Source organism: Marinibium conchae, assembly GCF_015595035.1.
In the GTDB taxonomy this organism is placed as follows: domain Bacteria; phylum Pseudomonadota; class Gammaproteobacteria; order Enterobacterales; family Alteromonadaceae; genus Glaciecola.
In genome coordinates this window covers 22,606-37,909 of the sequence record NZ_JADNRN010000004.1, presented here as the reverse complement: position 1 = coordinate 37,909, position 15,304 = coordinate 22,606, and the positions used below count along the sequence as shown (strand labels likewise).

Genomic DNA, 15,304 nt, shown 5'->3' with positions numbered 1-15,304 from the left:
GTTTTACTTGGAAAGCAAAAGACTTAGTTGTTTTGCAGATAGCGATACAGTACTTCGTCGGTCACCTCGTTGAGGAAAAGCTGGCCAGCTATATCCCACATGTGCTCTTCAAGTTGTTTAGCTCGGTGAATGGCATATCGACTCAAATACTGTAATTCCTGGTCTAAAAATGAGGTGTCGGGTTTAGTCGCTCTATTAACATGCACATTAAAAGCAAAAAACTGACCTTTTTCTTGTGCTTTGCGAATGAATTGTACCTTCGAGCGGTGAGTCGCGAGCTCATTCTCCCATCTTGCTTCAACCGCTTTATCATATTCAATCTCCTTGGGATCAAAAAATATGAAGAGTTCAGCCTCAACTTGTCGCGGTTCCGTTCTTAGTTTACGCAGAGCTTCGCGAACAAAGGCGTCATGCTTGTGCTTGTCTTGAAATAGCCACGACAAGTTTACTTTGTGCGCAGGCGTATCATGCAAGAGTATGTTCATCCATTTTGCGGGGCGGTGCTGCATACTCGTCTTTATTGGGTAGTAATCACCAAGCTGCTTAATTAAGTAAACACAAAAATCAGCACTATAGCTGGCTTGTAAACAACGTAGGGCATGTCCCATGCCTGGAACCGTCTCTTCATTACTCACTGATTTAAGTTTGTCCTTATTTGAGCGAATGAGTAGGCTAAAAAACTGCTCAGCAACACTTAATTCATCTTCTGAAATAGCTTCTAAGTGGAGCACTAGCTTATCGTAGCTAATATGACGCACCCTATATTTGAGGTTTTCTAACAGAAACTGATTAGTCTTAGTTTGTAGCTCTGGAAATGAAGCGCTAATTTTTGAATTTATGCGACTTTCGAAAGGCTCATCTAGTTCCACTTTCAAACCGCTTACAGAACAGTCTTCGCTCACTGCTTGTGCAGCACCGTTATAGTTTTCAAGTTTCACAGGAGTGCGCAACTTATAACGAGTTTCTTTTCTTAACTCTTCTTGCTTGTATCTAAACGATAGTAGCTCATGCGGTGGCTTGTTTCGCGCATGCCCAAATACGGCTAGTTGTTTTACCTTATTGCGCTCTAGATCGAGTTTTTGATAGCACTGCTGACCAATAAGGTGAGTAACATCCGCTATATTAATCATAAGCGAAAGATGTTGCAGTTTAGACTCTAAGCGCGCAGTAAGGGGCCGATTTAACTTATCTATCTTTCGAGTAATACCTGAGGGCACCGAGCTTTTAACATGCGCCGACTTATGGTCGATGTCTTGATAGCTAAGGTGATAAACGCGCCAACTTACTCGGCGTGAGGCATAGCTTAAAAACACCTGTTTAAGGTCGATATTGTCTTCCAACTCTGCCTGAGATGCGGAATAAAAATAGACTTTGCCATCTTTTATATGTGTAAAAGCATAGATCCATGAGTGTTTTTTGTTTTTTCGGCTACTTACCAGTGTTTGTATGCGTTTGGGATTGAGTAAGTAACCTATGCGTTGATGGTCATTTTCATCGAGCCAGTAATCTAAAATTTCCTTATTTGTACCGTTCATACAAGCATATTTGGCAATAGGATAGGCGTGATCTTTGGTATCTACGAACACCGAAAGTGCAGGTGTTGTGCTGCTATAAGCTTGCTCGTATATTTTATTTTCGAGAGCATCTATCACGTTATCAAGGTTAACTTTGTAGCGTCGCTTATTTGCTTTTATGAGTTTAGAAACATACTCATTAAAATCGCTGGGACCGTCTTCAAGAGAACGCTGTAGATGAATACGTGCTTGTTCCGAATGACCGGTAACTTTTATTACCTTGTATGGAATTGCTTCTTTGTTGAGCCCCGACTCAGGAACAAAACCTCTAAAAACGATAAGCACCTGCGATTTTGCCTTAATCAACTCAAGTTGGTCGGTATCTTTTAACTTAAGTTTGAGACCTCTGGTGCCAATATCGATAGAGCTGGCAAATATACTTTCCCCACTTTCAAAGAACAGCTCTACCGCAACAACATAATTCATGCGCTCTTCACAACGATGTTCGACATCTAGTAAGGCGATGTTTTCGACGAGGTAGTTGTCATCTCGTCCTGCAGGCAGCTCCTCAATAAAGTCATTGGAAGCGCTTAATTCAAAAATATCACCACGTTGTTCGTCTTCTGCAAGCGATAAAACCGCTTCGTATACGCCAAATGTGTATTGGCCATAGCGATTTAATAAGTTCTCAAATAAGGATATAGCAGGAGCATGAAGATAATGAGTAATACCCTGAAAAGATATCAATTCACATTGCTCGCTTATTCGCATCCTAAGGTCGATGGCGCGTATACATGGCTTTGCTAAACGTCGCATTTCCATTTTCAACAAAAAGCGTTTTTCTTTCGTCAGATCGCCAGTGGCTTCGTTTAACAATCGATTAAATTCAGGCTTATCTGCATGTGGTGCTAATTGGTTTATCAGGCTTTTAAATTCTGCTAATTCGTTAGACATGCAACCCTTAATTGTAAACTGTGTAAAACTGACAGATGCACTCTTTTAATAGTGCATGCTTAAGTATCGACAAAATAGCCTATTTCTCCAAAGATTTTTGCGCTGAAATTAGGTACTCTTCAATTATTATCCTTTCGCTTATATTAGAAGACTACCAATAAATGGCAAAAAGAAAAACGGCTTTTGTTTGCACTGAATGTGGTTCAGAGCATCCACGCTGGCAAGGGCAATGTAATGACTGCAGAGAATGGAACACCCTAAGTGAAATTGTTCTCGAAAATTCAGCGACGAAAAGTGTACCTGCAAGCCGTGGCGGATACGCTGGATTAACGACTGCAAAAGTGGAAGTACTTAATGAAATCGACTTAGCAGCACTGCCTCGTTTTAGCTCTGGCTTTAAAGAGTTAGATAGAGTTTTAGGCGGCGGTATTGTGCCCGGTTCAGCGATGTTAATTGGTGGCTCTCCTGGTGCGGGAAAAAGTACTCTTTTGTTGCAGGTAATGTGTTTGCTTGCAGAGCAAAACTCTACCTTATATGTCACTGGCGAAGAGTCATTACAGCAAGTCGCAATGCGCGCAAAGCGGCTTCAGTTGCCAGATGATAAACTTAAGCTCTTAGCTGAAACGAATGTCGACACTATCTGCCAATTAGCCTTAGAGCATAAGCCTACCATCATGGTAATAGATTCTATTCAGGTTATGCACATGAGTGATATTCAATCTGCACCCGGCGGTGTGTCACAAGTGAGAGAGAGCGCCGCAGCCTTAACTCGCTTTGCTAAAAAGCATCATATTGCTATGTTCTTGGTTGGTCATGTAACGAAGGACGGTAGCTTGGCTGGTCCGAAGGTGCTTGAGCATTGCATTGATTGTTCAATGATGCTTGAAGGAGAGAGCGATAGTCGTTATCGCACACTCCGTGGTACGAAGAATCGTTTTGGTGCGGTTAATGAGCTTGGGGTTTTCGGTATGACGGAAAAAGGCATGAAAGAAGTGTCTAATCCTTCCGCAATTTTTTTAAACCGTGAGGAAGAATCATCTCCAGGTAGCATCGTGATGACTATCTGGGAAGGTACAAGGCCATTGCTGGTGGAAATTCAAGCACTAGTAGACTATTCGCAATTAGCCAACCCCCGGCGTGTTGCCGTTGGTTCAGACCAAAACCGATTAGCCATGTTACTTGCAGTGATGCATCGCCATGGTAATGTCCAGATGAACGACCAAGATGTGTTTGTGAACGTTGTTGGCGGTGTCAAAATAAATGAAACGGGAGCCGACTTGGCCCTGCTTCTAGCGATGGTATCAAGTTTTAGAAATCACACCTTAGCGAAAGAATTGATTGCTTTTGGAGAGGTAGGTCTATCGGGAGAGATAAGACCTGTACCCAATGGGACAGAGAGAATTGCCGAAGCAGCGAAACATGGATTTAAGCGCGCGATTGTGCCGAAGGCGAATGTGCCGAAACAAAAAATTCCGGGTATCGAAATTGTTGCGGTAAGCAGACTTTCTCAAGCCTTAGAGGCTCTATGATAAGCTTGCATTACGCTCAAGTAACACACAGGATTTTTTATGTTTAGTCGTTCTGAGCCCGTGATATTTTTCCCGGGAACGCTCTGCGATGAAAGAATTTTCATGCCCTTATGGCAAAGCCTTAAATTGGATTCTAAGGCCTTTGTACCCTTGCAGTGGGCTCAGGATTTGGAACAAATGATGGCGTTGAGCAATGACCGCATCGCTTATTTTGATCAAGCCGTTCACTTGCTCGGTTATTCGATGGGAGGCTATGTTGCTGCGTTGGCAGCCCTTGACGCATTTAAGCAATCAAAGACTCAAAAAGCAGGCTTCAAAATTGCGTCCCTAACCCTACTCAACAGTTCTGCACAGGCATTGGGCGATGAGGAGTTGGCCCAACGTAAGTTAGTAACAAAACTCATCAAGGATAAACGCTATAAAGGTATGCCAAATTCAAAAGCTGAAGCAATGCTGCATGAGCAAAACCGAGCTGATAAAGCCTTGGTTGATAGCATTGTCACAATGTCGAACGACTTGGGGGCTAGCACACTTTTAGCACAAACATCTGCTACCGCAAATAGGAAAAACCTGCTACCGGAACTGGCAAAACTGCCCATCCCTATTCAATTTATTGTGGGTGAGCAAGACACTATTGCGCCACCTACGCAAGTAGAAACGGCCAGTAAAGGCTATGCGAATATGCGGGTAAGTGTGCTCAATGGCGCTGGGCATATGATGCCTTTGGAACAGAGCGAGGCTTTGGCGGAGTTGTTGATTAACCCAATATTGGCATAACGCTAAGCGCTTGTGAACGAGTAAAAGGGATGAAAGCGGCTATATGAACCATAGCCGCCTTGGAGCTGGCAAGGTAGCCAGCTGCAGGTTTCTCGACTAATCAATACTCTTGTATTTTAGTCTGTGTGGTTCAACGACGTCTTGGCCATAGGTCTCTTTCAACCAAGATTCATATTCGTTGTAGTTACCTTCGTAGAAGTTAATGTTACCTTCATCACGGTAATCCATAATGTGGGTTGCTACTCTGTCTAAGAACCAGCGATCATGCGAAATAACCATTACACAACCTGGAAATTCAAGTATTGCATTTTCGAGTGCGCGCAGGGTTTCAACATCAAGGTCATTAGTAGGCTCATCGAGCAGTAGTACGTTGCCGCCAGCCTTTAATAGCTTGGCTAAGTGAACGCGGTTGCGCTCACCCCCTGATAAGTCTTTAACGAACTTTTGTTGGTCTGTGCCTTTGAAATTAAAGCGACTGCAGTAAGCACGGCTGTTAATTTCGAAATTACCTATACGGATAATATCCTGACCGTCGGATATTTCCTGCCATACCGTTTGATCGCCATCCATATGGTCGCGGAACTGGTCTACGCTCGATAACTGAACAGTATCACCGATGTCTATTGTGCCCGAATCAGGACTTTCTTGCCCAGTTAGCATTCTAAATAAGGTTGATTTACCTGCGCCGTTTGGCCCGATAATACCGACGATGCCACCTTTAGGAACCTTAAAGCTTAAGTCGTCGATGAGTAATCGATCGCCATAGGATTTTTTCAGGTTGCTAATTTCAATCACTTTATCACCCAAGCGTTCACCCGGTGGAATAAAGAGTTCGTTGGTTTCGTTTCGTTTCTGATAGTCGCCGGTGTTGAGTTCCTCAAAGCGTGCCATTCTGGCTTTGCTCTTGGCTTGTCTACCTTTAGGGTTACTTCTTACCCACTCTAATTCTTGCTTAATCGATTTTTGACGAGCGCTTTCGCTACGCTCTTCTTGTTGTAGTCGAGCATCTTTTTGCTCTAGCCAGCTTGAATAATTGCCTTCCCATGGAATACCTTGACCACGGTCGAGCTCAAGTATCCATCCCGCAACATTATCAAGAAAATAGCGGTCATGGGTGATCGCAACTACAGTGCCTTCATAGTCGTGTAAGAAACGTTCGAGCCAAGCAACTGATTCAGCGTCTAAGTGGTTAGTTGGTTCATCAAGCAGCAGCATTTCAGGCTTTTCAAGAAGTAAGCGACACAGCGCAACGCGACGTTTTTCTCCACCTGATAGCTTACTTACATCGGCATCCCAAGGAGGTAATCGTAAAGCGTCTGCAGCACGCTCAAGAGCGTTCTCCAAATTATGTCCGTCTTTTGTTTGGATAATGGCTTCCATTTCACCTTGCTCTTTTGCTAGCGCATCAAAATCTGCATCTGGCTCAGCGTAGGCAGCATAGATTTCATCTAGCCGTGCTAGTGCATGTGCTACATCAGCGACGGCTTCTTCTATATTGCCGCGCACATCCTTGGTTTCATCTAATTTGGGTTCTTGCGGCAGATAGCCTATTTTTAGCCCCGGTTGTGGAATGGCTTCCCCTTCAATTTCGCTATCAACGCCAGCCATAATGCGAAGCAAGGTAGATTTACCCGCGCCATTAAGACCTAACACACCGATTTTTGCGCCAGGAAAAAAGCTAAGTGAGATATTTTTAAGAATTTGGCGGTTAGGTGGAACAATTTTACCCACTCTATGCATGCTATATACATATTGAGCCATGATTTTCCTCTCTTTAAATTAGGTTACTGTAGATAGTTGAGACACTGCGCACATAGCCTCTTAAGTGTTAGCGCCCATAAATTACGTGGCGTTGCAATAATATGAATTGTAAGGACATTGGTGCTTAAGTGCTAGCAAATATCTATGCTATTATCGCGAAAGTTTAGTTTTCTTTTGGAACCCTTATGACAAAGACATTTACCTTACAAGAAATTGTTGCCCGCATTGGTGGCGAGTTAATAGGCAATGGCGATATTGAGATATTGAGTATGGCTACTCTAGAAGGGGCAGCAAAAGGCCAGCTTTCATTCTTGTCCAACAGCAAATACAAAACGGCATTAGCAAAAACTGAAGCCTCTGCAGTGATATTAAGAAGCGATGATGCTGAGTTTTGCACAACAAATAAAATCATCCATTCCGACCCTTACGTGGCGTTTGCGAAGGCTGCGCAATTGCTCGATACAACGCCAGTTCCAGAAAATGGCATATCGCCACTAGCGACGATTCATGAAAGCGCTGTAATTGGTGAAAATGCCAGTATCGCTGCTGGAGTGGTGATTGAGCGTGATGTCATCATTGGCAAAAACGCAAAGATTGGCGCCAACACCACAATAGGCGAGGCGTGCCGTATAGGCGATGATTTGAACCTGCGCGCAAATGTGAGTTTGTATCACCGCCTAATTATTGGGAACAACGTGTCTATTCATAGCGGCACAGTGGTTGGTTCCGACGGTTTTGGTTATGCAAACGATAAAGGTGTGTGGGTGAAGATCCCACAAACTGGCAGTGTTGTTATTGGCAATGACTGTGAAATTGGCTCAAACACAAGTATCGACCGTGGCGCTCTCGACAACACAATTATAGGAAACGACGTTATTATTGATAATCTCGTACAGATCGCACATAACGTTACGATTGGCGACCACTCCTGCATTTGCGGCGGCACGGGTATCGCTGGAAGCGCTAATATTGGCAAGTATGTAGTGGTTGCTGGTACTTGCGTGATAAATGGGCACATCGATATTTGCGATAAGGTCCAGGTAACTGGCTTTAGTATGGTTACCAAGTCGATCACTGAGCCTGGTATTTATTCGTCGGGCATGCCGGTGCAGCCTAATAGAGACTGGCAACGAAACACCGTAAGACTGCGCCAAATCGATAAATTAGTCGACAGGGTAAAAGCTTTAGAAGGACTAAATAAGTAAGCTTTACGTTTACTTATATTTAATTCCAATAAAGCGCTATACAAGCGGCATAAAATGCTTAAAATGTGCGCTTTAAAGTAACGCGACCACCGTTTTTTAGTGCTAATTTACTGCGTTCATCAAGGTGTGTTTTTTCAAAATACAACCGTTTTGCTCTTCAGAAATTAGCCTGCGACCAGCTCAGCAGGAGATACACATGCTTTCAAGTAAAATGAATATTGCCGAATTCGATCCAGAATTAGCCGCAGCAATTGAAAAAGAAAATAATCGTCAAGAACATCATATCGAGCTAATCGCTTCTGAAAACTACTGTAGCCCGAGAGTGCTCGAGGCTCAAGGCTCACAGTTAACGAATAAATACGCAGAAGGCTATCCGGGTAAGCGTTACTACGGTGGTTGTGAGTATGTAGATATCGCTGAAGAACTTGCGATTGAACGAGCTAAAGAACTATTTAATTGCGACTACGCAAACGTGCAACCCCACGCTGGTTCTCAGGCCAATACCGCCGTATTCATGGCCTTAATCAACGCCAACGATACCGTGCTAGGCATGAGCTTGGCTGACGGTGGCCACTTAACTCACGGGTCACATGTTAACTTTTCTGGTAAAACATATAACGCTGTGCAGTATGGTTTGCATCCTGAAACCGGCATAATTGATTATGACCAAGTTGAAGCGCTCGCACTAGAGCATAAACCGAAAATGATTATCGGTGGTTTTTCTGCATACTCCGGTATTGTAGATTGGGCTCGCTTCCGAGAAATAGCCGACAAAGTTGGTGCCTACCTTCTGGTTGATATGGCGCATGTAGCAGGTTTGGTAGCGGCAGGGGTATATCCAAGCCCATTACCTCATGCACACGTGGTTACCACGACAACCCATAAAACGCTTGCGGGCCCAAGAGGTGGTTTAATCCTCTCTGCTTGTGGTGATGAAGGACTGTATAAGAAACTCAACAGTTCAGTTTTTCCTGGCAATCAAGGCGGTCCACTTTGCCACGTAATCGCAGCAAAAGCCGTTGCATTCAAAGAAGCACTCGAGCCAGAGTTTAAAAGCTATCAGCAACAAGTCTTGAAAAATGCGAAGGCGATGGTAGCGGTAATGCAAGAGCGAGGTTATAAAATTGTATCTAACGGTACCGACAATCACTTGTTTTTGCTCGACTTGATTGACAAAGACATCACTGGTAAAGATGCTGATGCCGCGCTTGGCAACGCAAACATTACAGTGAACAAAAACTCGGTACCTAACGACCCTCGTTCTCCTTTTGTGACCAGTGGTTTGCGTATTGGTACACCTGCTATCACTCGTCGCGGCTTTAAAGAAGCAGAAGCAGGGCAGGTGGCAACTTGGATTTGTGATGTGCTTGATGCTATTGAAGATGATTCTGTAGTGAAGCGTGTGCAAGCTGAAGTGGTAGAGCTATGTTCTCGATTCCCCGTTTACGCTTAAGTTCATCGCGCTAGTGAGGGTAACCTGTACGTGCTATCATTCGTGCAGTTAACATAGCGCTAAGCTTATTGCGGTTATAGTGGAAAAGTCGGTAATAGCCGGCTTTTTTGTTTTATAATGTTACTTTCAACGTAGCGCTTAGTTTGAAAGTATGGAGATCACAACAGATGTTTTGTCCTTTTTGTTCTGCTCAAGAGACCAAGGTGATTGATTCACGCTTAGTTGCTGATGGCGCGCAGGTTCGCAGGCGTCGCGAGTGCTTGGAGTGTCACGAGCGCTACACAACCTTCGAGGCCGCTGAATTAGTTATGCCGAGAGTGGTGAAACGAGACGGTTCTCGGGAGCCTTTCAACGAAGACAAGCTTCGAGCTGGCTTGCAAAGAGCTTTAGAGAAACGTCCAGTGAGCACGGAACAGGTCGAAAACTGCATTGTTCGTATCAAGTCATCATTACGCGCAACGGGTGAGCGAGAAATAAAAAGTGAAATGATAGGTAGTTTGATTATGGATGCTCTCAAAGAGCTAGACAAAGTTGCTTATGTGAGATTTGCATCGGTTTATCGTTCCTTTGAAGATATTCGTGAGTTTGGTGAGGAAATCGCCAAACTCGGCGACTGAGCACAATGCAAGATAAAGATAAGAGCTTCAGCAGCGATGACGCTAAGTGGATGGCGTTAGCCATAGAAGAGGCAAAAAAAGGTTGCTGCTCTACCACTCCGAATCCGGCAGTGGGTTGTGTTATTGTAAACGCAAAAAATGAACTGCTAGGAAAGGGCTATCATATTAAAGCGGGGAGTGCTCACGCCGAAGTTAATGCTCTTAAAGCTGCTGGCTTTTCACCTCATCAAGGAGATACGCCGCCTCTCAGTTTAACAGGAGCAACTGCTTACGTTACCTTGGAGCCATGCTCTCACACGGGTCGCACGCCACCTTGTGCTAAAGCTCTTATCGAGGCTAAAATTGCAAGAGTAGTCATCGCAAGTGTTGATCTTAATCCCCTCGTACACAATCAAGGAATCGCTTTACTAGAAAAGGCAGGTATTAGCGTGCAAAGCGGGTTGATGGAGAAAGAAGCTCAATCAATCAATCGCGCTTTTAATTATAGAATAGTGCACGACAGACCTTTTGTTAGCGTAAAACTCGCGGCAAGTATTGATGCAAAAACGGCCCTGCTTAATGGCGAAAGTAAATGGATTACCGGTGAGCCAGCCCGTGCCGACGTGCAGATCGAGAGAGCAAATAGTTGTGCAATCCTGAGTGGTGCCGATACAGTAATAAGTGATAACCCTAGGCTAAACGTACGACCAGATACTCTGCCATCGGCACAGCGGAATGCCTTCAAGGCAAGGCAAAAACAACCACTTCGAGTCATCATTGATGGCAAAAATCGCTTAAATAACAACTATCAAATATTCCAAGACGGTCAGCCCGTTTTGGTTTTTAATGCCCAGCATAATAACGGGCTTACAGGCCCTGAGTGTGAGCAGGTTCAAGTTCCCAAAAAGGGAGACTACCTTTGCCTCGATGCCATAATGCAACACTTAGCTATGCGACAAATTAACAGAGTATGGACCGAGGCAGGTGCCAAGCTGTGCGGCGCACTTTTCCATGAAGCCTGGGTAAATGAGCTCATTGTTTATCAAGCCCCCATGCTGCTGGGCAATAAAGCGCGAGCATTAGTGGAATTCCCTGAAATTACCTCACTCGCTCAAGCGCAACGTTTGTGCTTTACGGAAATAACTCAACTTGGAAACGATCTAAAGCTGAGAATAACAGTTAAAAGCTAGCAATCATTGAGATTAGGAGACGCTATGTTTACAGGTATTATAGAAGCAAAAGGTAAGATCAAATCTCTGGTTAATCACGGCGATGATATCCGTTTAACCGTTGCTAGTGGTAAATTGGACATGAGTGATGTTGCACTTGGCGATAGCATTGCAACCAACGGTGTGTGTCTTACTGTTGTTGATTTCGGCCATGATTTTTACAGTGTTGATGTGTCATCCGAAACAATTAAATATACGGGGTTCGCCAATTATTCGAACGGTGACGAAGTCAACCTAGAAAAAGCCATGCGTGCTGATACTCGATTCGGCGGTCATATTGTGAGCGGTCACGTAGATGGCTTGGGCGTAGTAGAGAGCATTACAGATCATCAACGTTATATAGAAGTATGGGTGAAAGCACCAGATGGGCTAGCAAAATACATTGCGCACAAAGGCTCTATTACAGTGGATGGTGTTAGCTTAACGGTGAATGAGGTGAAGGGCGCTTCATTTATGCTTTGGCTTATTCCTCATACCCTACAAGAGACGATCATTGGTCAGTATAAAAAAGGCACAAAGGTCAATCTTGAGGTTGATGTTGTTGCTCGCTACCTCGAGAGACTAATGCTCGGTGATAAAGCCGCAGATGCTCATAAGTCAGACATAAGCATGTCTTTTTTAGCTGAAAATGGATATTTGAAGTAGACTAAACAGCACAGCTTTTGCAAATAAAGCGACTCCTTATAAACACGAATACAAAGAGATGCACAATGGCGTTGAACACCACCCAAGAAATTATTGAAGACATCAGGCAAGGCAAAATGGTCATTTTGATGGATGACGAAGACCGTGAAAATGAAGGCGACATTATCATGGCTGCAGAGCACGTTACCCCAGAAGCAATTAATTTTATGGTAACGCATGCAAGAGGTTTGGTGTGTTTACCAATGACCGCAGAACGTTGTAAGTTGTTAAAGCTTCCTTTAATGGTAGATAACAACAATGCTCAGTTCTCCACCAACTTCACCGTATCCATTGAAGCGGCTGAGGGTGTTACAACAGGCATCTCGGCAGCAGATCGCGCAAGAACCATACTGGCCGCCGTAAATCCTGACGCTAAGGCAAAGGACATCGTGCAGCCTGGGCATATTTTCCCATTAATAGCCAAAGAAGGCGGGGTCCTTAATCGTGCTGGTCATACTGAAGCGGGCGTTGATTTAGCGAGAATGGCAGGCTGTGAACCTGCTTCCGTCATTGTTGAAATTCTTAATGACGACGGCACAATGGCGCGCAGGCCAGAGCTTGAAGTATTTGCTAAAAAGCACGGCTTAAAAATAGGCACGATTGCCGATATGATTGAATATCGGAACCTAAACGAAACCACGATTGAACAAGTTGCTACGTGTCAGTTACCTACAGCTTATGGTGAATTCGAACTCATTACGTTTAAAGATAATATCGACGAGCAAATTCACTTTGCTTTGAAGAAGGGCGAGATTCATCCAGGAGAGCCCACTTTAGTGAGGGTTCACCTCCACAACACTTTGAGTGACTTACTCAGCTCAACGCGCGCTGTGAATCGTTCAATGCCCCTGTCTGCTTCCATGCAACGAATACACGATGAAGGTGGCGTATTAGTATTACTTGGTAAGAAGGAAGATATTATTGCGCAAGTGAAGCAGTTCCAAGCTGAAGATAACGACGAAGTTGCTGAAGGTAAGGCTTGGCAAGGCTCTTCTAGAACAGTTGGGGTTGGCAGTCAAATTCTAGCGAGCCTAGGTGTACAAAAAATGCGCTTATTAAGCAAGCCAATTAAATATTCTGCACTCTCAGGTTTTGGCCTTGAAGTAGTCGAATACGTGTATGAAGAAAAATAAAACTTTTAATTAATAGCATAAATATCACGCGACCTATGGTATACTTCGCGCCGATTTTTTTGGAGAGCACAAATGATAGAAATTGAAGGTAACATCCGAGCTACAGGTAAGAAATTCGCAATCGTTGTTGCGCGCTTTAATAGTTTCGTTGTTGAAAGTTTACTTGATGGTGCTCTCGACACACTTGACCGTCATGGAGAGGTGAACACCGACGACATCACTGTCGTTCGCGTTCCTGGTGCATACGAACTTCCGATAGTCGCTAAGAAACTAGCAGAAAAACAAAAATACGACGGTATTATTGCCTTGGGCGCGGTAATTCGCGGTGGTACTCCACATTTTGATTTCGTTGCTGGTGAGTGTAATAAAGGTTTAGCTCAAGTTTCTCTAGACTTCGGTGTGCCGGTGGCATTTGGCGTCATCACGACTGATAGTATTGAGCAAGCAATTGAGCGTTCTGGTACTAAAGCCGGAAACAAGGGAGCCGAAGCCGCTCTTGGCGCGCTAGAAATGGTGAATGTTATAAGCGCTATTGAAGAGGCTAACTGAGTGAAACCTGCTGCACGCCGAAAGGCTCGAGAACTAGCTGTACAGGGCCTTTATGGCTGGCAGATGAGTGGTAACCCAATTGAGCAAATAGAGCTTACGATTGCTACTACTAACAACATGAGTAAGGTCGACATGGAGTACTTCCAAGCACTCCTCAAAGGTGTTGCAAAACGAAGCGATGAACTCGACGCTACGATAAAACCCTACTTAGGGCGTTTACCTGAAGAATTAGATCCGGTCGAAAAAGCCATACTTCGCCTTGCAACCCTAGAGTTGGTGGAGCGCTTTGACACGCCCTTCAAGGTGGTAATAAACGAATCAATAGAACTAGCTAAAACCTTCGGTGCTGAAGAAAGCCATAAGTTCGTCAATGGCGTGTTGGACAAAGCGGTTAAAACACTTCGAAAAGACGAAAGAAGCTAGTCCGTGAAAGAATTTGATTTGATAGAGAAGCACTTTTCAACGGGTGGCTACAAACGTAAGGATGTACTGATTGGCATAGGTGATGATGCTGCCGTGACTAAAGTGCCTGCTGGTCAATGTCTGGTGACTACCACCGACACCTTGGTCGAAGGTGTCCACTTTTTAAAAGATACTTCACCTGACGCCATTGCCCATAAAGTTGTGGCAGTCAACTTATCAGATCTCTCTGCTATGGGTGCCGAGCCTGCATGGTTGAGTTTGTCTTTGTCGTTGCCGAGCATAGAGCCTGAATGGGTTAAGAGTTTTTCTGAAAAGCTTCATAGTCTGAGTGAGTATTTTTCATTCCAGCTTATTGGTGGTGATACAGTTCAAGGTCCTTTGAGTATTACTGTTACTGCTCAAGGCTTCATTCCAGAAGGCAATCAGATTACACGCTCTGGGGCATCGTCAGGCGACTGGTTAATGGTAACCGGGTGTTTGGGCGACGCTGGGGTTGGCTTAGATATTTTGAAGGGTGAGCGCCGCGTGACGAATGAGGCCGACGCCTCCTATCTGAAAAATAGGCACTGGTTTCCAACACCACGCGTTTTAGCAGGTACAACGATGCGTAGAATTGCTACGTCATGCATCGATGTGTCTGATGGCTTGTTGCAAGACGTAAAGCATATTGCAAGCAGTTCTGAAGTTGGCGTGCTTATTCACCTCGACAAACTTCCAATATCTCAAGCCTTGGGCGCAAATGTTGCTGATTTAAATGACGCTATGGTTTACGCCGCTACGTCGGGTGATGACTATGAGCTCTTATTTACTGTTCCAGAGGAGCAACGGGTTAATATTGAAACCGCGCTCTCAAGTTATGACATTCCAGTTGCTTGCATTGGTCAAATAACCGGTGCGAAAGGCAAAATCGATTGCCGTCTAAACGACCAGCCTTATACTTTTGACTCAGCTAAAGCTGGTTTTGAGCACTTCTCCTAAATGGACAAAGCACTCAGAGCACGAGTGAGCATGAAGAATCCTGTGCATTTTCTTGCATTAGGCTTCGGTTCAGGCTTGATCCCAATGATGCCTGGCACTTTTGGCTCTATTGCTGCGTTACCTCTGCTCTTTGCCATGAGCTTTGTTAATTTGTACTATTTTCTTGCTATCACAGTCATCAGTTTTCTGTTTGGTATTTACTTATGTGGAAAAACTGCCGCAGACATGAAAATGCATGACCATGGCTCCATTGTCTGGGATGAAATTGCAGGCATGATGGTGGTGTTTATTGCTGTTCCAATCAATTGGTCAACGCTGCTCTTGGGCTTTCTGTTGTTTCGCTTTTTCGATATTTTAAAGCCATGGCCGATTCGAGAGTTCGATAAAAAGGTGCATGGCGGTTTCGGTATTATGATAGATGATATTGTTGCTGGGGCCATGGCGTGCCTTTGTTTGCATGCATTGGTCTATTTCTTCCCCTTAACTTAAGCGGATCTTCTTCACAAAGACTCATAAATA

At 44.3% G+C, this 15,304-nt stretch carries 14 protein-coding genes; 12 read left to right on the top strand and 2 right to left on the bottom strand.

The genetic code is table 11. The annotated features are described in order from the left end of the window. Positions 1 to 23 precede the first annotated feature (23 nt). Positions 24 to 2,468 carry a PilZ domain-containing protein gene (locus ISG33_RS15035; protein WP_195734473.1) on the bottom strand — a complete coding sequence of 815 codons (2,445 nt, stop codon included), beginning with the start codon at positions 2,466 to 2,468 and terminating at the stop codon, positions 24 to 26. A gap of 161 nt (positions 2,469 to 2,629) precedes the next feature. On the opposite strand from ISG33_RS15035, the gene radA reads away from it, so the two are divergent. Beyond that, a complete protein-coding gene (radA, locus tag ISG33_RS15030) occupies positions 2,630 to 3,997 on the top strand; it encodes a DNA repair protein RadA (RefSeq protein ID WP_195734472.1) in 1,368 nt (455 codons plus the stop codon). A gap of 39 nt (positions 3,998 to 4,036) precedes the next feature. Further along, a complete protein-coding gene (locus tag ISG33_RS15025) occupies positions 4,037 to 4,774 on the top strand; it encodes an alpha/beta fold hydrolase (RefSeq protein ID WP_195734471.1) in 738 nt (245 codons plus the stop codon). Positions 4,775 to 4,870: 96 nt separating this feature from the next. Here the strand turns inward: ISG33_RS15025 and ettA are convergent, their stop codons facing one another. Then, complete coding sequence (gene ettA / locus ISG33_RS15020; protein ID WP_195734470.1) at positions 4,871 to 6,535, bottom strand: energy-dependent translational throttle protein EttA; 1,665 nt, start codon at positions 6,533 to 6,535, stop codon at positions 4,871 to 4,873. A gap of 185 nt (positions 6,536 to 6,720) precedes the next feature. On the opposite strand from ettA, the gene lpxD reads away from it, so the two are divergent. The 10 genes from lpxD to ISG33_RS14970 all read left to right on the top strand — a co-directional run bounded on the left by lpxD (position 6,721) and on the right by ISG33_RS14970 (position 15,274). Continuing rightward, positions 6,721 to 7,740, top strand: a complete 1,020-nt coding sequence (gene lpxD, locus ISG33_RS15015; protein ID WP_195734469.1) for a UDP-3-O-(3-hydroxymyristoyl)glucosamine N-acyltransferase — start codon at positions 6,721 to 6,723, stop codon at positions 7,738 to 7,740. A 196-nt stretch (positions 7,741 to 7,936) separates the two neighbouring features. Next, positions 7,937 to 9,193, top strand: coding sequence for a serine hydroxymethyltransferase (glyA, locus tag ISG33_RS15010; RefSeq protein ID WP_195734468.1), 1,257 nt, complete (start codon positions 7,937 to 7,939; stop codon positions 9,191 to 9,193). Between the two features lie 167 nt (positions 9,194 to 9,360). Continuing rightward, the gene (gene nrdR, locus ISG33_RS15005; RefSeq protein WP_195734467.1) at positions 9,361 to 9,810 is read left to right on the top strand and encodes a transcriptional regulator NrdR; all 450 of its coding nucleotides are present in this window, start codon (positions 9,361 to 9,363) and stop codon (positions 9,808 to 9,810) included. Positions 9,811 to 9,815: 5 nt separating this feature from the next. Continuing rightward, positions 9,816 to 10,979, top strand: coding sequence for a bifunctional diaminohydroxyphosphoribosylaminopyrimidine deaminase/5-amino-6-(5-phosphoribosylamino)uracil reductase RibD (gene ribD / locus ISG33_RS15000; protein ID WP_195734466.1), 1,164 nt, complete (start codon positions 9,816 to 9,818; stop codon positions 10,977 to 10,979). Positions 10,980 to 11,003: 24 nt separating this feature from the next. After that, positions 11,004 to 11,663: a riboflavin synthase gene (locus ISG33_RS14995; RefSeq protein ID WP_195734465.1), complete on the top strand. Its 660-nt coding sequence runs from the start codon at positions 11,004 to 11,006 to the stop codon at positions 11,661 to 11,663. Between the two features lie 65 nt (positions 11,664 to 11,728). Then, positions 11,729 to 12,835: a bifunctional 3,4-dihydroxy-2-butanone-4-phosphate synthase/GTP cyclohydrolase II gene (ribBA, locus tag ISG33_RS14990; RefSeq protein WP_195734464.1), complete on the top strand. Its 1,107-nt coding sequence runs from the start codon at positions 11,729 to 11,731 to the stop codon at positions 12,833 to 12,835. 72 nt (positions 12,836 to 12,907) lie between these two features. Beyond that, entirely contained in the window at positions 12,908 to 13,384 is a 477-nt protein-coding gene (gene ribH, locus ISG33_RS14985; protein WP_195734463.1) for a 6,7-dimethyl-8-ribityllumazine synthase, read from the top strand. Further along, on the top strand, positions 13,385 to 13,807 hold the full coding sequence (gene nusB / locus ISG33_RS14980; protein ID WP_195734462.1) for a transcription antitermination factor NusB: 423 nt from the start codon (positions 13,385 to 13,387) through the stop codon (positions 13,805 to 13,807). It abuts the gene before it with no gap. Positions 13,808 to 13,810: 3 nt separating this feature from the next. Beyond that, positions 13,811 to 14,785 carry a thiamine-phosphate kinase gene (thiL, locus tag ISG33_RS14975; protein ID WP_195734461.1) on the top strand — a complete coding sequence of 325 codons (975 nt, stop codon included), beginning with the start codon at positions 13,811 to 13,813 and terminating at the stop codon, positions 14,783 to 14,785. Beyond that, positions 14,786 to 15,274 carry a phosphatidylglycerophosphatase A family protein gene (locus ISG33_RS14970; RefSeq protein WP_195734460.1) on the top strand — a complete coding sequence of 163 codons (489 nt, stop codon included), beginning with the start codon at positions 14,786 to 14,788 and terminating at the stop codon, positions 15,272 to 15,274. The last annotated feature ends 30 nt before the right edge of the window (positions 15,275 to 15,304 follow it).